This is a genomic window from Catenuloplanes sp. NPDC051500 (assembly GCF_044454585.1).
GTDB lineage: Bacteria > Actinomycetota > Actinomycetes > Mycobacteriales > Micromonosporaceae > Catenuloplanes.
Genome location: NZ_JBITDX010000020.1, coordinates 61,034 through 85,655 on the forward strand (window position 1 = coordinate 61,034; position 24,622 = coordinate 85,655).

The 24,622-nt window shown below is 70.1% G+C and carries 28 protein-coding genes; 18 read left to right on the plus strand and 10 right to left on the minus strand.

Annotated features, from left to right (window positions below):
- Positions 1–979 precede the first annotated feature (979 nt).
- From ACIA8K_RS31545 to ACIA8K_RS31590, 10 genes are all read left to right on the plus strand, one after another.
- Positions 980–2,026, plus strand: coding sequence for a type IV pilus twitching motility protein PilT (locus ACIA8K_RS31545; RefSeq protein ID WP_396066036.1), 1,047 nt, complete (start codon positions 980–982; stop codon positions 2,024–2,026).
- Positions 2,027–2,029: 3 nt separating this feature from the next.
- Entirely contained in the window at positions 2,030–3,265 is a 1,236-nt protein-coding gene (locus ACIA8K_RS31550; RefSeq protein WP_396065844.1) for a type II secretion system F family protein, read from the plus strand.
- A gap of 96 nt (positions 3,266–3,361) precedes the next feature.
- Positions 3,362–3,880 (plus strand): type II secretion system protein, encoded by a 519-nt coding sequence (locus ACIA8K_RS31555; protein ID WP_396065846.1) that lies wholly within the window; start codon positions 3,362–3,364, stop codon positions 3,878–3,880.
- 91 nt (positions 3,881–3,971) lie between these two features.
- On the plus strand, positions 3,972–4,757 hold the full coding sequence (locus ACIA8K_RS31560; RefSeq protein WP_396065848.1) for a prepilin peptidase: 786 nt from the start codon (positions 3,972–3,974) through the stop codon (positions 4,755–4,757).
- Positions 4,758–4,797: 40 nt separating this feature from the next.
- Positions 4,798–5,817, plus strand: a complete 1,020-nt coding sequence (pilM, locus tag ACIA8K_RS31565) for a type IV pilus assembly protein PilM (protein ID WP_396065850.1) — start codon at positions 4,798–4,800, stop codon at positions 5,815–5,817.
- Positions 5,817–6,554 (plus strand): PilN domain-containing protein, encoded by a 738-nt coding sequence (locus tag ACIA8K_RS31570; protein WP_396065852.1) that lies wholly within the window; start codon positions 5,817–5,819, stop codon positions 6,552–6,554. Before pilM ends, ACIA8K_RS31570 begins: the two co-directional genes overlap by 1 nt.
- Positions 6,554–7,153, plus strand: coding sequence for a type 4a pilus biogenesis protein PilO (gene pilO / locus ACIA8K_RS31575; RefSeq protein WP_396065854.1), 600 nt, complete (start codon positions 6,554–6,556; stop codon positions 7,151–7,153). The genes ACIA8K_RS31570 and pilO overlap by 1 nt, the downstream gene beginning before the upstream one ends.
- Before the next feature lie 94 nt (positions 7,154–7,247).
- Positions 7,248–8,669 carry a putative Ig domain-containing protein gene (locus ACIA8K_RS31580; RefSeq protein ID WP_396065856.1) on the plus strand — a complete coding sequence of 474 codons (1,422 nt, stop codon included), beginning with the start codon at positions 7,248–7,250 and terminating at the stop codon, positions 8,667–8,669.
- A complete protein-coding gene (locus ACIA8K_RS31585) occupies positions 8,666–9,301 on the plus strand; it encodes a type II secretion system protein J (RefSeq protein WP_396065858.1) in 636 nt (211 codons plus the stop codon). Before ACIA8K_RS31580 ends, ACIA8K_RS31585 begins: the two co-directional genes overlap by 4 nt.
- The gene (locus ACIA8K_RS31590; RefSeq protein ID WP_396065860.1) at positions 9,298–10,863 is read left to right on the plus strand and encodes a ricin-type beta-trefoil lectin domain protein; all 1,566 of its coding nucleotides are present in this window, start codon (positions 9,298–9,300) and stop codon (positions 10,861–10,863) included. Before ACIA8K_RS31585 ends, ACIA8K_RS31590 begins: the two co-directional genes overlap by 4 nt.
- 7 nt (positions 10,864–10,870) lie before the next feature.
- Here ACIA8K_RS31590 and ACIA8K_RS31595 read toward each other — a convergent pair whose 3' ends face one another.
- Both ACIA8K_RS31595 and ACIA8K_RS31600 read right to left on the minus strand, forming a co-directional pair.
- A complete protein-coding gene (locus ACIA8K_RS31595; protein WP_396066038.1) occupies positions 10,871–11,704 on the minus strand; it encodes a helix-turn-helix domain-containing protein in 834 nt (277 codons plus the stop codon).
- Positions 11,705–11,985: 281 nt separating this feature from the next.
- Complete coding sequence (locus ACIA8K_RS31600) at positions 11,986–12,222, minus strand: DUF397 domain-containing protein (RefSeq protein WP_033341370.1); 237 nt, start codon at positions 12,220–12,222, stop codon at positions 11,986–11,988.
- Positions 12,223–12,609: 387 nt separating this feature from the next.
- Between ACIA8K_RS31600 and ACIA8K_RS31605 the strand changes: the two genes are divergently transcribed.
- Both ACIA8K_RS31605 and ACIA8K_RS31610 read left to right on the plus strand, forming a co-directional pair.
- On the plus strand, positions 12,610–13,323 hold the full coding sequence (locus ACIA8K_RS31605; RefSeq protein WP_396065862.1) for a GGDEF domain-containing protein: 714 nt from the start codon (positions 12,610–12,612) through the stop codon (positions 13,321–13,323).
- A gap of 2 nt (positions 13,324–13,325) precedes the next feature.
- Positions 13,326–13,607 (plus strand): hypothetical protein, encoded by a 282-nt coding sequence (locus tag ACIA8K_RS31610; RefSeq protein ID WP_396065864.1) that lies wholly within the window; start codon positions 13,326–13,328, stop codon positions 13,605–13,607.
- Between the two features lie 92 nt (positions 13,608–13,699).
- On the opposite strand, the gene yaaA is transcribed toward ACIA8K_RS31610, so the two are convergent.
- Positions 13,700–14,473, minus strand: a complete 774-nt coding sequence (gene yaaA / locus ACIA8K_RS31615) for a peroxide stress protein YaaA (protein WP_396065866.1) — start codon at positions 14,471–14,473, stop codon at positions 13,700–13,702.
- A gap of 85 nt (positions 14,474–14,558) precedes the next feature.
- On the opposite strand from yaaA, the gene ACIA8K_RS31620 reads away from it, so the two are divergent.
- From ACIA8K_RS31620 to ACIA8K_RS31630, 3 genes are read left to right on the plus strand one after another with little or no spacing between them, the layout of a single operon-like run.
- On the plus strand, positions 14,559–15,143 hold the full coding sequence (locus ACIA8K_RS31620) for a hypothetical protein (RefSeq protein WP_396065868.1): 585 nt from the start codon (positions 14,559–14,561) through the stop codon (positions 15,141–15,143).
- A 9-nt stretch (positions 15,144–15,152) separates the two neighbouring features.
- On the plus strand, positions 15,153–15,980 hold the full coding sequence (locus tag ACIA8K_RS31625; protein WP_396065870.1) for an NAD-dependent protein deacetylase: 828 nt from the start codon (positions 15,153–15,155) through the stop codon (positions 15,978–15,980).
- Between the two features lie 36 nt (positions 15,981–16,016).
- Positions 16,017–16,655, plus strand: coding sequence for an SRPBCC family protein (locus ACIA8K_RS31630; RefSeq protein ID WP_396065872.1), 639 nt, complete (start codon positions 16,017–16,019; stop codon positions 16,653–16,655).
- Positions 16,656–16,773: 118 nt separating this feature from the next.
- Here the strand turns inward: ACIA8K_RS31630 and ACIA8K_RS31635 are convergent, their stop codons facing one another.
- Positions 16,774–17,274: an NUDIX hydrolase gene (locus ACIA8K_RS31635; protein WP_396065874.1), complete on the minus strand. Its 501-nt coding sequence runs from the start codon at positions 17,272–17,274 to the stop codon at positions 16,774–16,776.
- A 66-nt stretch (positions 17,275–17,340) separates the two neighbouring features.
- Here ACIA8K_RS31635 and ACIA8K_RS31640 point away from each other — a divergent pair, with 66 nt between their 5' ends.
- Positions 17,341–18,234, plus strand: coding sequence for an LLM class flavin-dependent oxidoreductase (locus ACIA8K_RS31640; protein WP_396065876.1), 894 nt, complete (start codon positions 17,341–17,343; stop codon positions 18,232–18,234).
- Between the two features lie 16 nt (positions 18,235–18,250).
- The gene (locus tag ACIA8K_RS31645; protein WP_396065878.1) at positions 18,251–18,871 is read left to right on the plus strand and encodes a LysE family translocator; all 621 of its coding nucleotides are present in this window, start codon (positions 18,251–18,253) and stop codon (positions 18,869–18,871) included.
- A 144-nt stretch (positions 18,872–19,015) separates the two neighbouring features.
- Here the strand turns inward: ACIA8K_RS31645 and ACIA8K_RS31650 are convergent, their stop codons facing one another.
- The 6 genes from ACIA8K_RS31650 to ACIA8K_RS31675 all read right to left on the minus strand — a co-directional run bounded on the left by ACIA8K_RS31650 (position 19,016) and on the right by ACIA8K_RS31675 (position 24,080).
- Entirely contained in the window at positions 19,016–19,612 is a 597-nt protein-coding gene (locus ACIA8K_RS31650; RefSeq protein WP_396065880.1) for a DNA-binding response regulator, read from the minus strand.
- Positions 19,609–20,781, minus strand: a complete 1,173-nt coding sequence (locus ACIA8K_RS31655) for a sensor histidine kinase (RefSeq protein WP_396065882.1) — start codon at positions 20,779–20,781, stop codon at positions 19,609–19,611. The genes ACIA8K_RS31650 and ACIA8K_RS31655 overlap by 4 nt, the downstream gene beginning before the upstream one ends.
- A gap of 10 nt (positions 20,782–20,791) precedes the next feature.
- Complete coding sequence (locus ACIA8K_RS31660; protein WP_396066040.1) at positions 20,792–21,526, minus strand: ABC transporter permease; 735 nt, start codon at positions 21,524–21,526, stop codon at positions 20,792–20,794.
- 5 nt (positions 21,527–21,531) lie between these two features.
- A complete protein-coding gene (locus tag ACIA8K_RS31665) occupies positions 21,532–22,440 on the minus strand; it encodes an ABC transporter ATP-binding protein (protein WP_396065884.1) in 909 nt (302 codons plus the stop codon).
- A gap of 90 nt (positions 22,441–22,530) precedes the next feature.
- Positions 22,531–23,124: a hypothetical protein gene (locus ACIA8K_RS31670; protein ID WP_396065886.1), complete on the minus strand. Its 594-nt coding sequence runs from the start codon at positions 23,122–23,124 to the stop codon at positions 22,531–22,533.
- Positions 23,121–24,080 (minus strand): ATP-binding cassette domain-containing protein, encoded by a 960-nt coding sequence (locus ACIA8K_RS31675; protein ID WP_396065888.1) that lies wholly within the window; start codon positions 24,078–24,080, stop codon positions 23,121–23,123. Before ACIA8K_RS31675 ends, ACIA8K_RS31670 begins: the two co-directional genes overlap by 4 nt.
- Before the next feature lie 123 nt (positions 24,081–24,203).
- Here ACIA8K_RS31675 and ACIA8K_RS31680 point away from each other — a divergent pair, with 123 nt between their 5' ends.
- Entirely contained in the window at positions 24,204–24,599 is a 396-nt protein-coding gene (locus ACIA8K_RS31680) for a VOC family protein (protein ID WP_396065890.1), read from the plus strand.
- The last annotated feature ends 23 nt before the right edge of the window (positions 24,600–24,622 follow it).

Consider the following 24,622-nt stretch of genomic DNA (forward strand, 5'->3'; position numbering starts at 1 on the left):
GCTAGACGATCACCAGACCCCATCTTGTTGATCGACTGACCACGTATGCGCCAGCAACGTTATGGGGCAGCCATAACGTTGCTGGCGCATACGTGGTCAACCTCATGATCAAGTTCTGGGCTATTTGTGACGATATTTCGGGCGAGGGAGTGCGGCAGGGGGCGGCGGCACGGCTGGCAGCACGGCTGGCGGCTGGGGCTGGCGGCAGGGGGTGGCGACGCGCCGGCGGCACGGGCTGGCGGCACGGGCTGGGGGCAGGGGGTGGCGACGCGGGCCGGCGGCACGGGCTGGCGGCACGGGCTGGGGGCAGGGGGTGGCGACACGGACTGGCGGCACGGGGTGGTGAGGCGGGGTGGCGACACGGGGTTGGGGTTGGGGTGAGGGTGACCGGGCGCGGGGCCGGAAGGGAGGCCCCTCGGGGCCGACCGGTGCCCGCGGGAGCGTGCGGGCCGGGGCACAGCGAGAGCGGGAAGATCGATGGCTTGATCTTGGGTCAACTCAGGCCGGATACTTTCGCCCGAAATTTCGGCGTATAGCGGGTTTCCAACGCCCCGCGCATTCCGCAGGCTCCCCCCACGCTCGGCCCCGACGACCGAGGAACACCTGCGTCGTCAGACCCGCCGCTTACTCGACCCGCTCGCTTTTAGTCTGCAGTTTCTCCGGACCCGTCGCTTGCGTGACCACGTCGTGAGGCGCGGACGACCGAGGAACGTCGGTGTCAGTCAGACACGCTTTTCGTCTGCCTGACACCGCCGTCCGCAGGCCGTGGCGTCGAGCCTGGAGGAGCGAAGCGACGACCAGCAGCAGAGTAGGGGGCGGTTCTAAGGTCCGCTGGGCTTCTGCCGAAATTACCGGTGCCCGCTGAGTAGAGCGGAACCCCCCGTGTGATCTCGAAGGAGCCGTGGTGATCGTAGAGCAGACGCTCGACGACCTGGTGCAAGGTGGTGACCGGAACGACAACCGGGCATCGCTGGACGCCATGCTCGTCGCGCTGATCAACGCGGGCGGCTCCGACCTGCATCTCACGGTCGGCGCCCCACCGACGATCCGGGTGCACGGCGAGCTTAGCTACCTCCCGGACTACGAGCGGATGAGCCAGATCGATGTGGCGATGCTTGCCCGCGCCGCCACCTCGGACGATCAGTGGACGCGGTTCCGGGACAGCAGCGAGCTGGACTTCGCGTACAGCGTGCCGCACGTGTCCCGCTACCGGGTCAACCTCTACCAGCAGCGCGGCTCCGTCGGCGCGGCGTTCCGGGCGATCTCCGAGCGGATCCGGCCGCTCGACGAGCTGGGCGTGCCGGAGTCAGTCGGCCGGTTCGCCTCGCTGCACCGCGGGCTGGTGCTTGTCACCGGGCCCACCGGCTCCGGGAAGACGACCACGCTTGCGGCGCTGCTGGACCTGGCCAACCGGACCCGGTCCGCGCACATCGTCACGATCGAGGATCCGATCGAGTTCCTGCACCCGCACAAGAAGAGCCTGGTCAACCAGCGCGAGGTAGGTGCGGACACGAAGGACTTCTCGACCGCGCTGAAGCACGCGCTGCGGCAGGATCCGGACATCATCCTGGTCGGCGAGCTCCGCGACCTGGAGACCACGCAGACCGCGCTGACCGCGGCCGAGACCGGTCACCTGGTGCTGGCGACGCTTCACACGCAGTCCGCCACCCAGACCATCGACCGGGTCATCGACATCTTCCCGCCGCACCAGCAGCAGCAGATCCGCGCGCAGCTGTCGATGGCGCTGCAGGGCGTCGTCACCCAGGCGTTGTGCGCCCGGGCGGACGGCACCGGCCGGACCATCATCACCGAGATCATGACGGCCACGCCGGCCATCCGGTCGCTGATCCGGGAGGGCAAGACCCACCAGATCCCGTCGTTCATGCAGGCCGGCGGCAACGACGGAATGCTCTCGTTCGACCAGCACCTGGCCGATCGGGTCAGGCACCAGATCATCACCATCGACCAGGCGCTCGACCTCTGCCATTCGCCGGAGGAACTGCGCCGCCTGACCGGACGGGTGTGACACGTGGCATCCACCAAGACCTTCGACTACAGCAGCGTCGACGCCACCGGCAAGCGCAGCAAGGGCAAGATCGACGCCTCGAACGAGGCGGCGGCGGCCCAGGCGCTGCGCCAGCGCGGCATCGTCCCACTCTCCATCGAGCAGGCCGGACAGGGCATGCAGAAGGAGATCAGCATCCCGGGGATGGGCTCGCGGGTGACGCTGAAGGACCTTTCGGTCTTCTCCCGCCAGTTCGCGACGCTCACCGCGTCCGGCATGTCGTTGCTGCGCTCATTGGCGGTGCTGGAGGACCAGACCGCGAAGGCGCCGCTGCGTAAGGCGCTGGGCGAGATCCGGTCGGACATCTCATCCGGCATCGCCCTCTCCACGGCGATGGGCAAGCACGACCGGATCTTCCCCACTCTCATGATCGCGATGATCAGGGCGGGCGAGGCCGGCGGCTTCATGGACGACGCGCTGGAACGCATTGCCGTCAACTTTGAGAAGGATGCGGCACTCCGCGGGAAGATCAAGAGCGCGCTCACGTACCCCGTGATCGTCCTTTCCTTCAGCTTCATCCTGATCGGCGGCGTGCTGCTTTTCATCGTGCCGGTCTTCGAGAACATGTTCGCCCAGCTCGGCGGCGCGTTGCCGTTGCCGACGCAGATCATCGTCACCGCAAGTCACAGCCTGGTCTGGTCCGGGCCGCTGACGATCGGCCTGATCGTCGCGATCGTGCTCGGCATCAAGTACGCGTTGCGCACCAGCCCCGGGTTCCGGCTGTGGTGGGACCGGATGAAATTGAGGCTGCCCGTCTTCGGCAGCCTGCTGCGGAAGATGGCCGTGAGCCGGTTCTCCCGCAACCTGGGCACATTGCTCGCCGCCGGCGTGCCCGTGCTCCAGGCGCTAGATGTCGTCGGTGCCACCACCGGCAACACCGTCGTGACCGAGGCCATGAAAGACCTTCAGGCCGCGATCCGTGACGGGCAGCCCATGTCCGGGCCGCTGTCCAAGCACAAGATCTTCCCGCAGATGGTCACACAGATGATCGAGGTCGGAGAAGAGAGCGGCCAAATCAGTCAGATGCTCGCCAAGATTGCCGACTTCTATGACCGCGAGGTTGATGACGCCGCAGAAGCTCTGACCGCCTCGATCGAACCGTTGATGGTGGTCTTCATGGGCCTCTCGGTCGGCTCGATGGTCGTCTGCCTGTACCTGCCGATGTTCACGGTCTACCAGAACATCGGCGGGACTTCCTGAGACACACCCCTGCAGTACCGATTGCCCGCACCGCCCGCTTCACCCCGGTCAGGGACGACCGGTTCCCCCTCCCCACGAGCGCCACAGGAGGCACTCATGCAGCACCTCATCGCCAAGTCGCAGCAGAAGCGCGCGGAGAGCGACAAGGGCTTCACCCTGATCGAGCTGCTGGTGGTCGTCGTGATCATCGGCATCCTGGTCGCCATCGCGGTCCCGGTCTACCTGAACTACCGCAAGGGTGCCTCGAACAAGTCGGCCCAGTCCGACGTGCGTGGCGCCGTCAGCGCGGTGGAGCAGTACTACACCGAGAACGGCAACACCTACCCGGCGACCAACGCGGCCAGCACGGCCGGTACCTCGCTGACGTTCGCGGCGACCACCACGACCGGTGGCACCACGACCACGACCGGCACGCCGCAGACCGCGACCGTCTCGGCCGGCAACGTCCTGCACTACACGCTGACCGCCGCGACCGCCACGGCAGCCGCGTTCTACGTCCTCTGCGGCCAGAACGCGGACGGCCTGAAGATCTACGTCTACAACAGCAAGAACGGCGGCTCGGTCAAGGAGTCGACCCAGACCACGCTGGCCGCCTGCGACACCAACGGCAACTGATCACCTGCACCACGCTTTGACGGCCGGCGGGTCATCCGACCCGCCGGCCTTTCACCGAAATTTCGTCCTATAACGCGAAAGGAGTGCAGACGTGCTTGCCCCGCTGCTCGTGCTCACCGCCGTTCTCGGCCTCGCCGTCGGCTCCTTCCTGAACGTCGTGATCTACCGGGTGCCGCGCGGCGAATCGCTGGTCCGCCCCGGCTCGCACTGCCCCAGCTGCGGCGACGCGGTCCGCCCCCGGCACAACGTGCCGGTGCTCGGCTGGCTCGCGCTGCGCGGGAAGTGCGCCACCTGCAAGGAACGGATCAGCGCCCGCTACCCGCTGGTCGAGGCCGGCACCGCGCTGCTCTTCGTCGCGATCACCGCCCGGTTCGGCTGGTCGCCGGAGCTGCCCGCCTACCTCTACCTGGCCTCGATCGCGGTCGCGCTCGCGCTTATCGACCTGGACGTGCAGCGCCTCCCGGACGCGATCGTCCTCCCCTCGTACCTTGTCGGCCTCGTTCTTCTGGCGCCCGCGGTCCTCGCGAGCGGCGACTGGGGACAGGCGCTCCGGGCGGTGGCCGCGATGGCCGCGCTCTGGCTCTTCTACAAGCTGCTCACGCTTGTGCACCCGCGCGGCATGGGCCGCGGTGACGTGAAGCTGGCCGGCGTGCTCGGCCTCTACCTCGGCTGGCTCGGCTGGGACGCCCTGCTGGTCGGCGCGTTCGCCGCGTTCCTGATCGGCGGCCTGGCCGGTGGCGCGCTGCTCGCCTCGCGCCGCGCCACCGGCAAGACCGCGGTGCCGTTCGGGCCGTACATGCTGATCGGCGCCTTCCTCGCGATCTTCGCGGCCGGCCCGCTCGCCGGCTGGTACCTCGCCCTTCTGCCTTCTGCCTGAAACCCAACCCACCCCGCCCGCGGTAAGGAAAGGACGCCCGATGGCTGCCACAAACCTCATCGGCCTGGACATCGGATCGATGTCTGTGCGCGCCGTCGAGACCTCACGCGGGAAGGAGGGGCTCGGCATCCTGAACTACGCGCAGGTCCCGCTGCCCGCCGGCGCGGTCGTCAGCGGCGTGATCCGGGACGATGCCGCGGTCACCGCCGCGATCAAGGAGCTGTGGGCCACCACGAAGTTCCGGAGCCGACACGTGGCGCTCGGGATCACCAACCCGCAGGCGGTCGTGCGTGAGATGTCGGTCGCGAAGCTGCCCAAGAACCAGCTGAAGAAGTCGCTGCCGTTCCAGGTCCGGGACATGCTCCCGCTGGCCGTGGAGCGCGCTCTGCTCGACTTCTACCCGCTCGAGGAGGCGTCCGGAGACACCATCCGCGGCCTGCTCATCGCGGCGCCGAAGGATGCGGTGCTCACCGCCGTACGCGCGGTCGAGCGGGCCGGCCTGCACGTCGAGCGCGTCGACCTGGCCACGTTCGCGCTGCTGCGCTCCACGGCCTGGCTGGACTCGACAGTGGAGGCGATCGTCGACATCGGCGCGCAGGCCTCAAGCGTGGTCGTGCACGCGGACGGCGAGCCGCTGATCGTGCGTACCGTCCCGCGCGGCGGCCAGGAGCTCACCGAGGTGCTGGCCAGCCGGCTCGGCATCGGCGCCACCGAGGCCGAGGCCGTGAAGTGCTGGGTCGGCCTGCGCCGCGAGGAGGGTCCGGAGGTGGCCGACATCCTGCGCGAAGCGCTCCGGCCGCTGATCAGCGAGATCCGCAGCTCGTTCACCTACCTCAGCTCCAGCGAGCGGCCCTCCCAGGTGCAGCGGCTGTCGCTGTCCGGCGGCGGCTCGCTGCTGCCCGGCCTGGCCGAGACGCTCGCGAACGAGCTGCACGTGCCCACCGTGATCGCGGACCCGATGAGCCGGCTGCGCGCGCTCGGCCGCGGCCAGACCGACAACCTGGAGCGGTTCCGCTCCTCCGCGGCCGTGTCCATCGGCCTCACCCTCGGAGCGGCCTGATGAGCACCGACATGTTCCCCCCGGAGTCCGGGTTCACCGCGCAGATGCCGGCGCAGCAGCTCGACCCGTTGCGCCTGGTGCGCATCTCGGCCAACCTGCTGCCGGACGAGATCACCGACGGGCGCCGTGTCCGGCGTACCCGGACCGGAGTCGTCAGCGGCCTCGGCGCAGTGGTGCTGCTGCTGGCCGGCTGGTACGGCAGCACGTTCGTGCAGGCAGGCGGTGCGGACGAGGAGAAGTCGCGCGCCGAGGCGCAGGTGGTGGCCGCTCAGCAGGAGCAGCGGCAGTACAGCGAGCTGACCGAGACGAAGCAGAAGCTGAGCGCGGTCAAGGAGCAGCTCAGCACGCTGATGGCCGAGGACTCGCAGTGGCAGAAGCTGCTCGTGGATGTCCGCGGCGCCGCACCCGACAAGGTCGAGCTGACGCAGATCAGCAGCAGTATCGGCGCCGAGGCCGTCGTCGGGGGCAGCCGGCTGCCGTCGCAGGTCACCGACCAGCTCATGGGCACCATGACGATCACCGGCTCGTCGGGGGACAAGGACCAGGTCGCGGCATTCGTCGACAACCTGCGCGCAGTGACCGGCCTGGCCAATCCGCTCCCGACCAGCATCACCACCACGGCCGGCACCGAGTCGTTCACCATCCAGCTCGACATCACCCAGGCCGCGCTCGGCGGCCGGTTCACCCCCGAGCAGTCGGAGACGCCGGCGCCCGGCGCCACCACGGGAGGCAAATGATGCGCGGCCAACACGCGGACAAGCTGTGGATCGCCGGCGGCGCGATCGCCGCGGCGCTGCTGTTCCTGCTCACCTGGACGTTGCTGGTGGCACCGAAGCACGAGCAGACCGAGGCCACCCGGCTGGCCGCCACTGAGGCGGCCGACAAGCTGGACATCCAGCGTCAGGCGCTGAAGCGGCTGGCGGAGGACAACGCGAACCTGCCGTCGTACAAGGCGGAGCTGGACACGTACGCCAACGCGCTCCCGGCCAAGGACGAGTACCCGGACCTGCTCCGCACGCTCCGAGCGACCGCGGCGAAGTACGACGTGCAGGTGACCGCGCTCACCGCCTCGAACGCCGCCAAGGTCGAGGGCGTCGGCACCAGCATCTACGACATGCCGCTCAGCATGACCGTCCAGGGCGCGCTCAACGACCTGCAGGCGTTCCTCGACGACCTGCAGCAGCACGAGAGCCGCGCGGTGCTGATCGACTCCGTCAACGTCACCAGCAACGGCGACAACATCGATGCCACACAGGGCGTCACCATCTCGCTCGCGCTGCACGTGTTCGTCTCCGGCGCCGCGCCGGTCGTCGAGGGCCAGCAGGTCGTCAGCTAGCAGTTTGGTTTCCATCGCCGGCGGGGTCTCATGACCCCGCCGGCGCCGCCGATCAGGACCAGGACCTTCCCCGGGGTACGAGAGGAGATGCGCGATGCGCGCTGTCATGCACCGACGCACCACACCGCACGCACCGGACGCGGGCTTCACGCTCGTCGAGACGATGGTCGCGATCGGCCTCATCGGCGTCGTGATGACCGCGCTCGGCACGTTCTTCGTGAGCGCCATGCGCACCACGACCAAACAGACCGGAACGCAGGCCGCGGTCCAGGTCGCGGACGACGCGATGGAGCGGGTGCGCTCGCTGCGCGCCTCCAAGCTCGGGGACGGGCGGGACCAGGCTAGCTCCACCGACCAGTGGGTGAGCCCGGTCGCCGGCGCCTCGCAGTGGCTGACCGGTATGACGATGGCCTACGACGCCAAGGCCGCGGTCGGGGACGGCGCGAACGCGCCGATGCCGACCTCCCCGCTCACGGTCACGCTGTCCGGTGTGCCGTACAAGCAGCACTTCTATCTCGGCCGGTGCTGGCAGGTCGGCCAGGGCAATGGCGGCAACTGCACGACGAGCAATCCGTCAGGTGCGGTCGAGTTCTACCGCGTGGTAGTGGCTGTTACTTGGCCGGACAGTGGATGCGCGACCGGAACCTGTTCCTACGTTACCGCGTCGCTGTTCAGTGACGCCGAACTGGAGCCGAAGTTCGACTCCAACGACCAGGCGATCCCGCCGCAGATCGCGCCGCCGGGCGACCAGGCCGACGACATCAACAGCACGGTCAGCCTGCAGTTGCTCGCGAACGGCGGCACCGCGCCGCTGAACTGGGTCTCGGCGACCGGACTCCCGGCCACGATGAGCATGAACTCGTCCGGCCTGATCAGCGGCAAGGCGCCGGCCACCACGGGCATCTACACGGTCACCGTCACGGTGCAGGACGACTACGACCTGATCAACACCGCCACGTTCGACTGGACCATGAACGCGCTGCCGGTCGCACAGGACCCGGGCGACCCGGTCACCCAGGGCGGCGTGGCGATCTCGCCGGTGACGCTCAAGGCGACCGCCGGTACCGGGCCGTTCACCTGGACCGCCACCGGCCTGCCGTCCGGCCTCACGCTGGCCGCGTCGACCGGCATCATCTCCGGCACGCCGAACAAGGTGGGCGCCGGCAACGTGGTCGCGACCGTGACGGACAAAAACGGCAACAAGTCGTCGGTGACGTTCGCCTGGACCGTGCCGCCGCTGACCATCACCACCACGCTCGTCAACCTGACGCTGACCAACAACACGACCATGGCGAACGTGACCGTGGCAGCGACCGGCGGTGTGCAGAACAGCAGCAAGCAGTACGGCTGGACCGCGAGCGGGCTGCCGCTCGGCATCTCGATCAACGCCGCCACCGGTGTGATCAGCGGTAAGCCGACCCTCAAGGGCACCTACACGGTCAACGTGACCGCCAAGGACTCGCAGAGCCCGCAGAACTCCGCCATCACCAACACCGTCACCTGGAAGGTCCAATGAGGGACAGCGACGAGCGGGACGCCGGCATCACGATGCTGGAGATGGTCATCGGCCTGTCGATCATGTCGGTGCTGATGGTGCTGGTCACCACCGCGGTCACGCAGATCTACAAGACTTACAACAAGGTGGACGCCACCAACCAGGCGCAGCAGCAGGTGAACACCGTGTTCCTGCGCCTGGACAAGGAGATCCGGTACGCCACCGGCATCACCGCAGGGCTGAACAACGGCGCCAGCAGCGTGATCGAGTACCAGCTTGTGCTGGAGGGCGCGAAGAACTGCGTGCAGTTGCGCGTCCGCACCGACACCGGCACGCTCGAGCGCCGAAGCTGGGCGGCGAAGGGCGGCACCGTGCCGACCACCTGGACCACGCTGCTCTCCGGCATCGGCCTGGTGCCGGCCGCGTCCGCGACGCCGACGCTTACCGGCGGCGCCACCGCGGCCCCGCCGCTGACCCGGCTGGCACCGACCGAGGCTCAGGACTACCAGCGTCTGCGTCTCTACTTCACCACCAAGGGTGGTGGTGCGGCCGCGTCGACCACCCGGCTTACGGACATCACGTTCACGGCGTTGAACACGTCCGGCAGCCTCAACAGCGACAACCTCTGCGTCGAGGGAAGGACCGGACTGTGACCCGACTGTGGCGCCTCCCGTCGCCGCGCGACGACCGGGGCTCGCTCCCGCTGGCGATGATGATCGTGGTGATCGGCACCATGATCGGCGCGCTGGTCGGCTCGCTCGTGCTGTCCCAGTTGCTCACCACCCGGGTCGATCTGCGACGCATCCACGCATTGCACGCGGCGCAGGCCGGTCTCGACGTGGCGGTCGGGCACATCCGCGCGATCGCGAACTCGTCCGGCTCGGACCGGACCAAGCTGCCGTGCGGCCCGCTCACCGGCGCGCTGGGCAACGGCAGCACTGCGGTCTACAAGGTCACGGTGCGCTATTACCTGAGCGACCCGCAGGGCCAGTCCGAGACCTGGATGAACACGAACAAGCTGCGGTGCAATGCCGGCAGCGGCGTGGGTGCGGTGCCGTCCTACGCGTACCTGCTCTCCTCCGGTGCGGACCAGCCGACCACGACGTTCACGGACGTGCCGTCGCGCGTCGTGAACGGCACCTACACGTTCAAGATCGACAACACGAACGTGACCGGCGGCCTGGTGCATGTGAAGAACGACGGTGGCACCGACCTGTGCCTCGACGCCGGCTCTGCTGCGCTGCTGAAGGAGTACCCCTGGACGCAGCTCAGCCTGCAGCGGTGTGAGCCCGGTCTGGCCTCGCAGTCGTGGGCGTACAACAGCAACCTGACGATCAGCCTGGTCTCGTCGCGGACCGGCACCGAGCCGCTCGGCATGTGCGCGGACATCGAGGCGTGGACGACCGGCACCCCTGTGGTCCTCAAGCCGTGCGCGTCGCCGACCGAGCAGTCACAGCGGTGGAGCTTCGACGACAGTTCGCAGTTCCGGGCCACGTACTCCAACGGCACATGGAACAGCAGCAGCCTGTGCATGTGGGCGAACGCGGCGCGGACGGTCGGTGCCACGATCCAGCTCAGCAAGTGCACGGGCGACGAGACGCAGCGGGTGTGGAAGCAGGACTCCGGCGTCGGCGCGGGTTCCGCGGGCACCTCGACCGGCCAGCTGGTCAACTACCGCCAGTTCGGCCGCTGCCTGGACATCACCAACCACGACGTCAGCAGTGCATCCCTGATCGCCTGGCCGTGCAAGACCTCGGCGAACGCGACCGACCTCAGCTGGAACCAGAAGTTCACGCTCCCGACCGTGCCGAACGGCGGCAAGTTCGAGACGAAGGACAACTTGTCCGCGGTGGGCGTGATCCGCAGCGGCTCCGGCAACAACAACTGCATGAGCAGCCCGGGCGCGACAACGGCCGGCGCGTACGTCCGCTACAACCTGACCTGCCCGGCCCTCGGCGTGGCCATCCCGAAGAACCAGCAGTGGACGCTGTACGGGAAGACTGACGACTACGGCACCAGCTATCAGATCAAGGACGGCTACGGGTACTGCCTGCAGCCGCAGGACCAGAACGCGGCAAAGCCGGACTTCTTCAACACGACGAACCGGGTCATGAAGATCTTCGTCGGCCCGTGCGACGGCTCCACGCTGCAGAAGTGGAACGCGCTCGCGAACGAGCTGGAGGCCGTCCGGCTCAAGGACGTCAACGAGAAGTGACGGATCACTACTCGGGGTAGAGCTCCTCGAGGATCCGCTCGAGGAACGTGATGGTGTCAGCGGGTTGGAGCGCCTCCACACAGAGGCGCTCCATCGCCGCTGCGTAGTGGTCCACGTCCTCGCGCTTGTCCAGGTAGAGCGCGCTTGTCAGCTGCTCCATGTAGACCACGTCCGGCAACTCCTGGTCCTGGAAGCGCAGGATGCTGAACGCGCCGCCGGCCGCGGCGTGGCCACCGGCCTCGAACGGGATGACCTGGAGCGTGATGTTCGGCAGTTTGGCGAGGTCGAGCAGCTCCAGGATCTGGGCGCGCATCACGCCGGGGCCGCCGATCGGGCGGCGTAGCGCGGCCTCGTCGAGCAGGCCCCAGAAGCGGGGCGCGTCCGGGCGCTTGAGCACGAGCCGCCGCGACATGCGGAGGTTGACCCGGCTTTCGATCTCGTCGCTGGGGGCCATGGTGTGGCCGAGCAGGATCACGCCGCGTGCGTACTCCGCGCTCTGCAGCAGGCCGGGGACGTACTGCACCTCGTAGTTGCGGATGATCGTGGCGGTCGTCTCCAGCCCCAGGTACGCCTGGAACCAGTTCGGCAGGACGTCGGTGTGCTTGTGCCACCAGCCGGGCGTGTTCGCCTCCCGTGCCAGGGCCAGCAGGCTGGCCCGCTCCTGCTCGTCGTCGACGCCGTAGAGCGTCAGCAGATCGGCGACGTCGCGTTCCTTGAAGCCGACCCGGCCGAGCTCCATCCGGCTGATCTTGGACTCGGAGGAGCGGATCTCCCAGCCGGCCTTCTCGCGCGTGACGCCCTTGGCCTCGCGGAGCTTCCGGAGTTGGGAACCGAGCAGCATCCGGAGGACGGTCGGGCTGCCCGCCGTACCGCCGTCTTTGTCTGCTGTGCTCACCGTCGTCAGCCTCCGCCTGCTGAACCGAGTCCCCGCCGAGTCTCGTTGGAAAATAGCCGCTGGGCGCGCTGAGTCAAGCGGCGCACCCCATGAGCCGCCGCTCAGCCTAGCGCCTCGAAGACCATTCTCTTCCAGGCCCTGGGGTCGGACTTTCGGCTGGACATGGGCCGGCCGGTGTGCGCCCGGTGGATTCAGGCGCACACCGGTTTTTTCAGACTTTCCAGCTTTTACAGAGCGAGGTGGTCGAACTCGCCGTCCCGGGCGCCGAGGATGAACGCCTCGATCTCCGCGGGGGTGTAGATGAGTGCGGGGCCTTCGGGGTCCCGGCTGTTCCGCATCGCCACGCCGCCGCCGGGAAGCGGCGCGAGCTCGACACAGTTGCCGCTCGGGTTGCTGAAGCTGCTCTTCTGCCAGGTGACCGGCAGCTGTGCGGCGGGTACGCCGTTGTATGTCGTCTGCTGCATCGAGGTTTCTCTCTACTGGTTGGGTTGGGGGACGTGACCGCTGCCGCCGACCGCCCCCAATGCGCCGGCGTGGACGCGGCTCAACCAAACCTCCGCAGCGTGCTTGTGCACGCCGTGGATGCACGTGCATCCGCTCTTGCGCCTGCACCGCATACCGAGGATGATAGCTCATGTGCATGAGCACATACTCGTTCACTCTCTGTGATCGGAAATCGGATTTCTGGTGGCGAATCAGACATTTTCCCACGTTGGCGTAGCCGTGACTGGCACACTGAGTGACCGGTCAGTCAGTGGCTCCGCCGGCTGCCGGCCGCCCGCGTGCGGGTCGGGCGGACGCGTACGGGACTGCTTCGCCACCGCTCCGGCTCTTGTGCGGGGGTCCGGCGGATGGATGTGACGCTGCCGCTCGCCTGCCTGCTCGCCGCGGGCTCGGCCGGGCTCGCCTGGCGGTCGCACCGCCGGGCACGACGTGCCGAGGCCGAGGCGGCCGGGCTGCGCGTCGCCCTCGATGCCGAGCGCCACACCGCGCTCCACGACCTTCTTACCGGCCTGCCGAACCGGCGGGCCTTCTACCGGCTCGGCGCCCAGCGGGTCGCCACCGGTGGCGGCAGTCGCTCGACTCTCGTCGCGGCTGTGATCGACCTCGACGACTTCAAACGCATCAACGATGAGTACGGCCATGCCGCGGGAGACACGGTGCTGAGCACTGTGGCCCGGCGGCTGGCCGACTACGCCGGCGACGACCTGGTGGCCCGGCTGGGCGGCGACGAGTTCGCCGCGCTGCTGACCGGAGCCGCGATCGACGTTGCCAACGGAAGCCCTGCCGACCGCATCTCCGCCGTGCTTGCCACACCGATCCCCATCAGGGGAACAGTGGAGGCCGTCACCGTCACCGCCTCGGTGGGACTGGTCCCGGTAACGCCGGGCATGTCCCTCGCCGAGGCGCTCGGCCGGGCGGACACGGAGATGTACGTGGCGAAGAGCCTCCGCTGCCGCGAGCCCCAGGCCGCGCCGGCCCCTAGACCGCCGGACACCCCGATGAATCCGGCGATTCCCAGGCAGCCGACCGAACTGGCGCGTTCCAAGGCAGGAGGGTCATGAACATGTCCGCCCCCAGTGTTGATCCCGATCGGCGCGACCCCGCCCAGGTGGCCTCGACCGACACCTACCACCCCGCGGACCGCGTGTGGGTCTACCGCGGTGGCGCCTGGCGGGCCGGGATCGTCGAGGTCGCATCGCGCGACGCGGCCACCGTGACCTACCGCCCGAGCAGCTCCCGGGGAACCGGCGTGGACACGCTCACCGCCCGCTACATGCAGGCCCGCTCAGAGATCGACCCGATGCTGGACAAGAAGATCGTCCTTCCGCAGTCCCGGACGGCCTGACCCTCCCGCGGTTCGCGGCCGCGGGGACATAGAGAGAGCGGTGGTGACCGGTACTCCCGGCCACCACCGCTCTCTTGCACCCGGCCGCCGTTCTACAGGTCGCGGACCACCACGTCCAGCGCGCCCGGCGACGGTTCCTCCACTGTGTACTTCAAGTCCCGGAGCGCGGCGGTGAGCGCGCGCACCGACCGCGGCGCGGCGCCGGCCAGCAGCAGGTCACGGACCAGGCGGCCCTTCGTGGCCTTGTTGAAGTGGCTCACCACGGACCGTTTCGTCTCGCCGCCGACGACCCGTTCGTGCAGCACCCGTACCGTGGCGAGGTCGTTGATCCGGCCGCCCGCGGGGCGCCACGCCGCGGCGTAGGACGAGGACCGCAGATCGAGGATCGGGCCGCCGAGCCCGGCCATGGTCGCCGGGAGCGCGCGCCGCCAGTGGCCCGCCACCGCGCCGAGGGGCGACAACGTCACATCCATGCCGCAGCGGTACGCCGGGAGGCGGTCGCCGAGCCGGGACACGCCGAACAGCCCGGAGAAGATCAGGATCTGCGCGTTCGCCCTGCGCTTCGCGGCCGGCGGCAGCGTGGCCAGGTCGAGCGCGTCGTAGAGCACGCCGGTGTAGAGCTTCGCGGCGGTGGTGGTGGGCGCGGTTCGCAGCAGCGCGTTCCGCCGGACCTCGTCGCGCTGCCCGGTGGAGAGCCCGAGCGTGGCCACGGCCGTGTCCTCGTCACCTGCGGACAGGGTGATCAGCGCGTCGAGCGCCGCCTCGCGGGCCGCGGTCAGCTCGGGGAACGCCAGCGACGCCAGGTCCAGGGCGGCGCCCCGGGCCGGATGGGCCTTCCCCTCGGACGGGGGCAGCAGGATCTGCACCTGTGGTTCTCCTTGTGACGTATAGGCCCTGCGAGGTTACCCGGGCCCTTCCGCGGGCGGGCCGCCACCTGCCAGAATGGCCACCGTGTCGTCAATCGTCGATGTGTCGGGCCTGTGGCGGGTGCTGCGCCGCAACGCCTGGTGGGCCGCGCCCGAGGTGATGGCCGCGGTCGTGCTTGTCGCGGCCGGTCTGTACTGGAACGCGGTCGCGCCCCGGCTTGCCGAGCCCGAGCTGCGGGCACGGGCCACCGCGCAGCTCGCCACCGAGATGGAGCAGGCCAGTGCGGACGAGCACGCGAAGCACGGCCACCAGCTCGGCCCGGACGACCGGATGCTCTGTACGGCCGAGGTGTTCGGCATCGACCCGCCCGGCGAGGGCCGTGAGCGGAATGTGCACACCGCGTACGGCTACTACCTGTGCGCCAGTGGCAGGCCGGGCACGCCGTTCCTGGCCGCGCTGATGAACGCGGGGCCGGTCGTGCTGCACCTGGACGCGGCGCGGGCGGGGGACCGGCTGCAGACCACCACGCTCGAGCAGGACCTCGACACCCAGCTGCAGGGCATGATGCCGGAGCAGTATCGGGTGCAGGCCAGGAAGGGGTTCACCACTGTTGATCAGATGCGCACGCTGAAGGAGCGGTTCGAGCGTGAGGTCACGGCCGCGACGTAGCCTTGATCCGTGGAAGACGGGATAGGGCGGTTGTCCGCGCTGGTCGCGGACGGGAATGTGGCGGTGCTGAGCGGTGCCGGGCTCTCCACCGAGTCGGGCATTCCGGACTACCGCGGGCCGAGCGGGCTGGCCCGGGTGCAGACGCCGATGACCTACCAGGCGTTCACTCGTGAGCCGGACGCGCGCCGCCGGTACTGGGCACGGAGTCACGTCGGCTGGCGGACGATCGCGCGCGCCGCGCCGAACCCCGGGCATGCCGCGGTCGCCGCGCTTGAGCAGGCCGGGCTGCTGAGCGGCGTCATCACACAGAACGTGGACGGGCTGCACCAGGCCGCCGGCGCGAAGCGGGTGGTCGAGCTGCACGGCGGCCTGGACCGGGTGATCTGCCTGGACTGTGGCGAGCGCAGTGCGCGGGAGGCGCTTGACGAGCGGCTGCGCGCGGCGAATCCGGCGTTCGCGGCCGAGGTGAAGACCGTCAATCCGGACGGGGACGTGGCTATTGACACGGCCCTGGAGGAGGAGTTCCGGGTCGTACCGTGTGGGTCGTGTGGTGATGGTCTTCTGAAACCGGACGTGGTGTTCTTCGGCGAGACCGTGCCGCGGGAGCGGGTGCAGGAGTGCTTCGGGCTCGTCGAGTCGTCGCGGGCGCTGTTGGTGCTCGGATCGTCGCTTACCGTGATGTCGGGTCGCCGGTTCGTGCTGCGCGCCGCGAAGCTCGGCCTCCCGGTGGCGATCGTCAACCGCGGTGTGACACGGGGGGACTCCTATGCCAGCCTGCGCCTGGACGCGCCGCTCGGCGACACGCTCACCGCGCTAGCGACACAGTTTCAGCCGTGACTTATATTTAGGCCTGCCGAACGAGGGGAGCAGGTCATGATCGATGTTGTGGCACAGGTGAACGCGGTCCGGCGGCAGGTCGGTGTGCGCACGCTTGAGGCGGGGGAGGCGCGCGTGGTCACGGCCACGCAGGTCTACGACGCGCCGCTTGAGGACGTCTGGGACGCGTGCACCACGGCGGAGCGGCTCGCCCGCTGGTTCACGCCGGTGACCGGCGACCTGACCCTGCACGGGCGGTACGAGCTGCAGGGCAACGCGTCCGGCACGGTCACCGCGTGCGACCCGCCGAAGGCCTTCGACGCCACCTGGGAGTTCGGCGGGGAGGTCTCCTGGATCGAGGTCCGGCTCACGCCGGAGACGCCGGAGCGCACCCGCTTCACGCTTGACCACATCGCGCACGTCGACGACGAGCGGTGGGCGCAGTTCGGCCCCGGCGCGGTCGGGCTCGGCTGGGATCTGTCGCTGATGGGCCTGGCCATGCACCTCGCGGCGCCGTCCGACGTCATCGACCCGGCCGCGATCGAGGCCTGGTCCGGTTCAGACGAGGGACGCACCTTCATCACGCTGGCAAGCCAGGACTGGCGGCGGGCCAGCGTGGCCGCCGGAACGCCGGAGGCCGAGGCCGCGACGGCCGCGCAGAACACCACGGACTTCTACGCGCCGCCCGCGTCCTGACCGCCGCACCGCCGGCGCCCGGTGCGGACACCGGACGCCGGCGGACTGTGCGGCGGTTGAGTGACAGGTCTTTGTGGACGATCCGGGACCGACGGTACCCGCACCGCCGGAATGAACGCTATGCCAACTTGCGAAGGCGCTGGTAGGCGGCGAATCCGTCCGGCACCCACTGCCACTCGGGCAGGCGCGCGTCCAGCTCGTCCTGGGTCAGGAACGCGTGCCAGGCCACCTCCTCCGGCTGCGGCGCGACCGGCGACGTGCAGCGCACCTCGTAGACCGCGGACCACCAGGTGTGCTGCGGCGTCTCGTAGAGGAACCTGAACAGCGGCGTCGGCTGCGGCAGGTCAGTGACGCCCAACTCCTCGGACGCCTCCCGGTGCGCGGCCAGGTCGTACGACTCGCCGGCGCCGACCACGCCGCCCACGAACATGTCGTAGTGCGACGGGAACACGAGCTTCTCCGCGGTCCGCCGGTGCACGAAGATCCGGTCCTCGGCGTCCCGCGCCAGGATGAAGGCCGCGCGGTGCCGCAGCCGCTTCGCATAGACTTCGCCGCGCGGTGCCTGCCCGACTACCTCGTCGTTTTCGTCGACGATGTCCAGAATCTCGTCCTCGTTCACGACACCATCCTCTGCTATCCGCAGAAAGTGTCGTGCGTGCGGGTGCCGCTCGGGAACGCTTGACAGGTGACGACGTTCTCGCTTCAGGCCACGCCCCGGGACGGCGCGGAGGCCTGGCTCGCGCTGGCCCGCCGCGCCGAGGAGGCCGGGTTCGACACGCTGCTGACCGCTGATCATCCGGGCGTGTGCGCGGACCCGTACCCCGTGCTCGCCGCGGCCGCGGCAGTCACCTCGCGCATCCGGCTCGGCGTCTACGTCTCCAACGCGGGCGTGCGCGACCCGATGCTGCTGGCCACCGCGGTCGCCACGCTCGACATGCTCTCCGCCGGGCGCGCCCGGTTCGGCATCGGCGCGGGTCACACGCCCGCCGAGTGGGCCGCCATCGGCCGCACCCGGCCCGGCGTCGCGGGGCGGGTCAGCCGCTGCATCGACGTCGCGTCCGCCGTGCGCCGGCTGCTCGACGGCGAGGAGGTGACGGTCTCCACCCCTTCGCTCACCATGACCGGCGCCCGGCTGGAGCATCCACTGCCGGTGCAGGACCGGATCCCGCTCACCTTCGGCGGCGGGAACACGGAGCTGCTGCGCTGGGCCGGGGAGAACGCGGACATCGTCGGGCTGAGCGGCCTCGGCAGGACGCTCCCGGACGGGCACCGGCACACGGCCCGCTGGGCGCTCGACGAGATCGACACACAGGTGTCGCTCACCGGCGGCGCCGTGACCGAGGCGCTTGTGCAGGCCGCGATCGTGACCGATGACGCGGAGTGCGCGCTCGCCGAGTTCACCGCGTCGTCGGGCCTCACCGCCGCGCAGCTGCTCGACACCCCGTTCGTGCTGGCCGGCACGCTTGACGAGATCGCCGCCGCGATCGCCCGGCACCGGGAGCGCTGGGGCATCGACAGGTTCGTCCTCCGGGCACCCGCGCTGGAATCGTTCGCGCCGCTCGTCGCCCGCCTGGCGTAGCGCCTAGGCTGTCCTGGTGCACCCGGAACTGATCTGGTCGTTCGTGCTTGTCGTCGGCCTGCTCACGATCACGCCCGGCCTGGACACCGCGCTCATTCTGCGTACCGCCGCGGTGGGGCACGTCCGCCGCGCCTGGGGCACCGCCGCCGGCATCCAGCTGGGCACGCTCACCTGGGGCGTGCTCACCTCCGCCGGCGTGACCGCGCTGCTCACCGCGTCCCAGTTGGCCTACGACGTGCTGCGGTGGGCGGGAGCGGCGTACCTGCTGTGGATGGGCCTGCGCATGATCTGGACCGCGCGCCGCGGACCGGCTCCGGAGGCCGAGGTCGTCCCCGGGGGATTCCTGTCCGGCGTCCGCCAGGGGATGCTCACCAACCTGCTCAACCCCAAGGTCGGCGTCTTCTACGTGGCGCTGCTGCCCCAGTTCATCCCCGCGTCCGCGCCGCACTTCGCGTGGGGCGTCATGCTCGCAGTCATCCACATCGTGCTCGGCACGGTCTGGTCCGGGCTGCTCATCGCCTTCGCCGCCCGGATCCGGGTGCTGCTGCGCCGCCCGGTCGCGACACGCATCCTGGACCGCGTCACCGGCACGGTGATCGCCGCCTTCGGCCTCCGCCTCGCCCTCTCCAGCAACTGAAACCCTTCACGATCTTTCCCACTCCGTGGTGGGTCGCGGCCCGCACGCTCCCGCGGGCTCCAGCCCCGCGCGGGGCCGGGAAAGACCGCATGTGGGCTGGGTCCGGAAGGGTCTGCCGCATGTCGGTGCGGGCTGTGCGTCGGCTCAGATCCAGCCGAAGGCCTGGGCGGTGCGGGCGGCCTCGTGGCGGTTGACGGCGTTGAGTTTGCCGGCCGCGGAGGAGAGGTAGTTGCGGACGGTGCCGGGGGACAGGGAGGCGCGGCGGGCGATGTCGTCGATCGGGGCGCCGGTGGCGGCCAGGGCGAGAACCGTGGCCTCGCGCGGGGTCAGCGGGCTGTCGCCGATGCTGATCGCCTCGGCGGCGAGCTGCGGGTCGACGTAGCGGCCGCCGCCGTGGACGGTGCGGACGACTGTGGCAAGGATGTCGGCGGAGACGGTCTTCGACAGGAAGCCGCGGACGCCCGCGGAGAGCGCGCGCTTGAGATGGCCGGGCAGGCCGTGGCTGGTGACGATCACGGTGCGGCAGATGGGATTGATCTGTTCGGCGACCGCGATGCCGTCGATGTCGGGAAGCTGCAGGTCGAGCAGGGCGACATCAGGTGTGAGCGCGCGGGCCATCTGCACCGCCTCACCACCGGTGGCGGCCTGGCCGGCGATGATCAGGTCGTCCTCGAGCGCGAGGAGCGCGGCCATGGCGCCCCTGATCAGGTGCTCGTCGTCCGCGAGCAGCACGCTGATCATGCGAGCGGGACCGTGGCGGTGAGCAGGAAACGGGCCGGTGCCGTGGACTCCGCGGTGAGCGTGCCGCCGAGCGCGGCGACGCGTTCGGTGAGGCCGAGCAGGCCGCCGCCGTAACGGATCTTTCCGGGGTCGCGGGCGCCGTCGTTGTCCATGGTGAGGGTAACCGTACCGGGCGTGCCGGACCGCAGCGTGACTGTGCAGGCGCGGGCGTCGCTGTGCCTGAGCACGTTTGTGACGCCCTCGCGCACCACCCAGCCGAGCGTGCCCTGGATCGTCTCCGGCAGACCGGCGGCGTCGCCGATCACCCGGCACTCGATGCCTGCGGAGGCGAGCAGCGAGCGCGCGCCGGCCAGCTCGTCCGCGAGGTCGGCGCTGCGGTAGCCGGACACGACCGCGCGGACGTCGGCGAGCGCGTCCTGAGCGATGCGGCGTACCTCGAGCATCTCGTCGACTGCCTGCTCCCGGCCGCGCTTGGCGAGCTGCGCGGCCAGCTCGGCCTTGAGCGCGATCACGGACAGGTTGCGGCCGAGGACGTCGTGCATGTCGCGGGCGAAGCGCAGGCGTTCCTCCGCGACCGCGAGACCGGCCTGGACGGCCCGCGCCCGGTCCAGCTCCCAGACGATGTTGAGCATCCAGAGCGACGACCGGTACGCGAGCAGCAGGGACAGCGCGGTGAACACCACTGTGATCACGGGTACGGCCGGTGTGGCCACGCCCCGGGCCACCGCGATCGCGACCAGTGCGGCACACCCGGCGGCGGTCGCGGCCAGCGACGGCAGGATGCTGCGCAGCGAGGCGAGGCCCACCACGTACGCGCAGGTGAGCGCGATGATGACGCCGATGGCCGGATCGCCGGAGTCGGGGAACGCGAACACCGCCGCGGCCGCACCGAGCACCGTGACCACGCCGACGGTGATCAGCAGCCGGTCCGGGCGGCCGCGCCGGCCCAGGTAGTGCTCGATGCCCGCGTGCATGAGCAGCACGATCAGCGCCAGGTACGCCACGGACAGCACCCCGGCGGTGATCGCGGCGCCCTCGCCGGCCTCCACGGCCACCGACGAGCCGATCAGCAGCGGCACGAACACCAGCGCCACGTAGAACGAGCCGCGGAACGAGATGTCGAACCGTTCTGCCTGGCTGCGGGCTTCCCACCACGTGATCGGGTTCATCGCGCCGACCCTACCGCCGCGGTTCCCAGCGGAACCACCGCTGGGTGATGAGTAGGCCCGCGGTCAGCCACGCGGCGAGCAGCAGCAGCGGCCGGCCCGCGTCGACGAGCGGTTCCGTGCCGGTCCATCCCATCGTGATCAGGTCGATCACCGGCGCGAGCGGGAGCAGCGCGAACACGGCCTGGACCGGCTCGGGCATGCTGTCCAGCGGGAAGATCGGCCCGGCGCCGAGGAAGCAGGCGACGAGCATCGGCATCGTGGTGATCTGGGCGAGCTCGACGGTGCGGGTGATGATCGCGGACGCGGCGGCCAGCGCCACGAACATCGCGACGCCGCCGAACAGGCCCACGGCCAGCAGCAGCGGGTTGGCCGGCAGCGGCAGGTCCAGCGCGACGGCCACGACCGCGACGGTGAGCACGGACTGGGCGAGCGCGATCGAGACGGCCGGGCTCGCGGTCCCGGCCAGGATCTCCGCGGCGTTGGCGGTGCCGGCGCGCAGGCGCTTGAGCGACAGCTCCTCGCGGCGGGCCACGTACGCGCTGACCAGGTTGTAGTAGACGACGACCGCCAGGATGAAGCCGACCAGGCCGGCGGCGATCGCGGCGCCACCTGCCGCGTCGACCCCGGACCCGGCCAGCTGCGGGCCGACCAGCAGCCCGAACGCGGGCGGGAGCGCCAGCGCGTTGAACAGGGCGAGGCGGTTCCGCCAGAGCAGCAGCAGCTCGGCGCCGCCGATCGCGGCCACGCGGTTCAACGGGTCCCTCCGGAGGCGATGGTCAGGAACGCCTCTTCGAGCGAGGCGGAGCGGGCGTCGAGGCGGTGCAGCATGACGTGCTGGTCGTCGGCCCAGCGGAGCAGCGTGCTGAGCGTGGCCTGGAGCGCGTCCGTCTTGATGACCACGTCGTCGCCGTCGCGTGCGACGGTCGGCCCACCCGGCAGGTCCGGGATCTCCGCCCGGGTGCTCAGGCCGAAGCTGATCCGCGCCGGGTACGCGCCGACCACCTGCGCCACGGTGCCGGACCGCACGATCGTCCCGTCGTGCATGATCGCCAACCGGTCCGCCAGCGTCTGCGCCTCGTCCAGGTAGTGCGTGGTCAGCAGCACGGTGGTGCCGACCACCAGCAGGTCCCGGATCACCCGCCAGGTGTTCTGCCGGCTCTCCGGGTCGAGGCCGGTCGTCGGCTCGTCCAGGAACAGCACCTCGGGCCGGCCCAGCACGGCCAACGCCAGGTCGAGCCGGCGGCGCTCGCCACCGGAGAGCTGCTTCACCCGGACCTTCGGCCGGTGGCCGATCCCGGCCAGCTCCAGCGCCTCCGGGACCGGGCGCGGAGACGGCAGCGTCCCGGCCCACATCCTGGCGGTCTCGGCCACTGTCAGGTCGGCCGGGAAGCCCGCGTCCTGCAGCATCACGCCGATCCGCGGGCGTACCGTGGCGCGATGCCGGTAGGGGTCCTGGTCGAGGAGCCGGACCGTGCCTCCGCTGGGCCGGTCCAGCCCCTCGACGAGTTCCATTGTGGATGTCTTGCCGGCGCCGTTCGTGCCGAGCAGCGCGAACAGCTCGCCGCGCGCGACGTCGAAGGAGATGCCCTTCACCGCCTCGAACCCGCCGGGCCCGCCGTAGCGGCGGCGCAGGTCCCGTACCTCGATCGCCTGTGTCATGGGAATGAGTGTTCCGGCGGCCGGGGCCCGGTTTCAGTACGCCCGGTCACCTGTTACCCGGGTGCTCTCACCGGTCGGGCATGACAGATGTCAGTCGGTCACGTCCCGGCGGGAGAGCAGGACCGCGACCGCGAGCGCGCCGGCGGTCCAGGCGCAGAACCAGCCGAGCTGCTCCGAGTCGCCGGTGATCGCCCTGAGGAACGTGGTGAGCGGCAACGGATAGTCAAGCTGGCCGATCACGCCCTCGCCGATGATCAGCCAGCCGACGAAGCCGAGGATCAGCCACAGCGGACGCCGGACCACTGTGGCGAGCGCGGCCGCGAAGATCGCGATCAGCGGCACCGCGACCAGGCCGTCCACGATCAGGTCCGGCTCGTTCCGGACGCCGATCGCGCTGGCAAGCGCGATGAACGCGCCGACAAGCGCGGACGCGACGATCTGGCCGGCCAGCACGACGAGCCGGTTCGGCCGGGCCAGGTAGGTGAGCACCACCGTGCGGTGCGAGAACTGCGAACCGACCACGTTCGCGGTGATCGCGAACGTGCCCATGCCGACCACCAGGCCCCAGAACGGCGCGCCGAAGAAGGAGACCGCGTAGGCGGCGACCATCACCACGATGACCGACACCCAGACGGAACGGATGGTGGCGAACCGGTACAACTCCGATGTGACGACGGCGATCACGACGCTGTCTCCTCGATCTCTGCTGCGGTGACCGCGGTGTCCGGTGCCGCATCTGCCTGCGGGGACACATCTGCCTGCGGGGACGAGACCAGGCCGAGGAAGACCTCCTCCAGGTCGGGCACGTGCGGTGTCAGCTCCCAGAGCGGGACCGCCGCCTCGAACGCCAACTCGCCGATCTGCTCGGCGCCCAGCCCGTACACGTCGAGCGCCTCGCCGTCCCTCGACTCCAGCGCGGCCCCGGCCGCCGCCAGCGCCTCCCACAGTGTCTGCGGGTCGCGGCTCCGGACGCGCACGTGCGCCTCCGCACCGGCCGTGAACTCCGCGAGCGGCCCGGCGCTGACGATCTTCCCGGCCGCGATCACCACTACGTCGTCGACCAGCTGAGCCAGCTCGGCAAGCAGGTGACTGGAGATCAGCACCGTGCCGCCGTTGTTCGCGTGCTTGCGCAGCAGCCCGCGCATCCAGGCGATGCCCTCGGGATCGAGACCGTTCGCCGGCTCGTCCAGGATCAGGATCGGCGGCTCGGTGAGCAGCGCGGTGGCGATCGCCAGGCGCTGCCGCATACCGAGCGAGAACCCGGCCGTGTGCTGCGACGCGTCGTCCGCGAGGCCCACCGTCTCCAGCACCTCGTCGATGCGGCGGGTGGAGCCGCCGGACAGGAGCGCCTGGGTGCGCAGGTGCGCGCGGGCGGTCTGACCCGGGTTCGCGATGCCCTGCTCGACGACCGCGCCGACGGTCTGCGCGGGGCGGGTCAACCTCCGGTACGGCACGCCGTTGATCAGCGCCTGCCCGCTCGACGGCCGGGCCAGCCCGAGCAGCATGCGCAGCGTGGTGGTCTTGCCGGACCCGTTCAACCCGAGAAAGCCGGTCACCCTGCCGGGTGCGGCCGTGAAGGTCGCGCCGTTGACGGCTGCTGACCCCCCGTACCACTTCGTCAGCTCTATGGCCTCGATCATCGCGCCATCATGCCGGTAAATCATGATTTGCTGGGGGCGGGGTCGACAAAGGAACATAATCCAGGGCCAGCCGCGGTGGTACGGTTCGCCCGCGCCGGACCGTACCCCCGTAAGCTCCTGATCGTGAATCTTGATCTTGTGGCGATCGTGGTGGACGACTATGACGAGGCGATCCGCTTCTTCGTCGAGGTGCTGGGCTTCGCGCTGACCGAGGACTCGCCGTCGACGACCAACGACGGGCGGCCGAAGCGGTGGGTCGTGGTGCGCCCGCCCACCGGCGGCACCGGGCTGCTGCTCGCGAAGGCGGACGGCGACACCCAGGCGGCCGTGGTCGGCAACCAGACCGGCGGGCGGGTCGGGTTCTTCCTGCGGGTCGACGACTTCGAGGCCGTATTCGCGCGTCTGCAGGCCTACGGCGCGGAGATCGTCGGGGCACCGCGGACCGAGGAGTACGGCACGGTGGTCGTCTTCAGGGATCTCGCCGGAAACCGCTGGGACCTGCTCGGCCCGCGTCCCTGACCTCCGCGATCGCGGGCCGCGCC

Bases quoted from the DNA above. Each gene is read 5' to 3' on its own strand.
- ACIA8K_RS31585 (WP_396065858.1), top strand. From the start codon at position 8,666: ATGAGGGACAGCGACGAGCGGGACGCCGGCATCACGATGCTGGAGATG.
- ACIA8K_RS31630 (WP_396065872.1), top strand. From the start codon at position 16,017: ATGATCGATGTTGTGGCACAGGTGAACGCGGTCCGGCGGCAGGTCGGT.
- ACIA8K_RS31545 (WP_396066036.1), top strand. From the start codon at position 980: ATGCTCGTCGCGCTGATCAACGCGGGCGGCTCCGACCTGCATCTCACG.
- ACIA8K_RS31605 (WP_396065862.1), top strand. From the start codon at position 12,610: ATGGATGTGACGCTGCCGCTCGCCTGCCTGCTCGCCGCGGGCTCGGCC.
- ACIA8K_RS31610 (WP_396065864.1), top strand. From the start codon at position 13,326: ATGTCCGCCCCCAGTGTTGATCCCGATCGGCGCGACCCCGCCCAGGTG.
- ACIA8K_RS31600 (WP_033341370.1), bottom strand. From the start codon at position 12,222: ATGCAGCAGACGACATACAACGGCGTACCCGCCGCACAGCTGCCGGTC.
- ACIA8K_RS31665 (WP_396065884.1), bottom strand. From the start codon at position 22,440: ATGACACAGGCGATCGAGGTACGGGACCTGCGCCGCCGCTACGGCGGG.
- ACIA8K_RS31675 (WP_396065888.1), bottom strand. From the start codon at position 24,080: ATGATCGAGGCCATAGAGCTGACGAAGTGGTACGGGGGGTCAGCAGCC.
- ACIA8K_RS31555 (WP_396065846.1), top strand. From the start codon at position 3,362: ATGCAGCACCTCATCGCCAAGTCGCAGCAGAAGCGCGCGGAGAGCGAC.
- ACIA8K_RS31580 (WP_396065856.1), top strand. From the start codon at position 7,248: ATGCGCGCTGTCATGCACCGACGCACCACACCGCACGCACCGGACGCG.
- pilO (WP_396065854.1), top strand. From the start codon at position 6,554: ATGCGCGGCCAACACGCGGACAAGCTGTGGATCGCCGGCGGCGCGATC.
- ACIA8K_RS31595 (WP_396066038.1), bottom strand. From the start codon at position 11,704: ATGCTGCTCGGTTCCCAACTCCGGAAGCTCCGCGAGGCCAAGGGCGTC.
- ACIA8K_RS31655 (WP_396065882.1), bottom strand. From the start codon at position 20,781: ATGAACCCGATCACGTGGTGGGAAGCCCGCAGCCAGGCAGAACGGTTC.
- ACIA8K_RS31570 (WP_396065852.1), top strand. From the start codon at position 5,817: ATGAGCACCGACATGTTCCCCCCGGAGTCCGGGTTCACCGCGCAGATG.
- pilM (WP_396065850.1), top strand. From the start codon at position 4,798: ATGGCTGCCACAAACCTCATCGGCCTGGACATCGGATCGATGTCTGTG.
- ACIA8K_RS31650 (WP_396065880.1), bottom strand. From the start codon at position 19,612: ATGATCAGCGTGCTGCTCGCGGACGACGAGCACCTGATCAGGGGCGCC.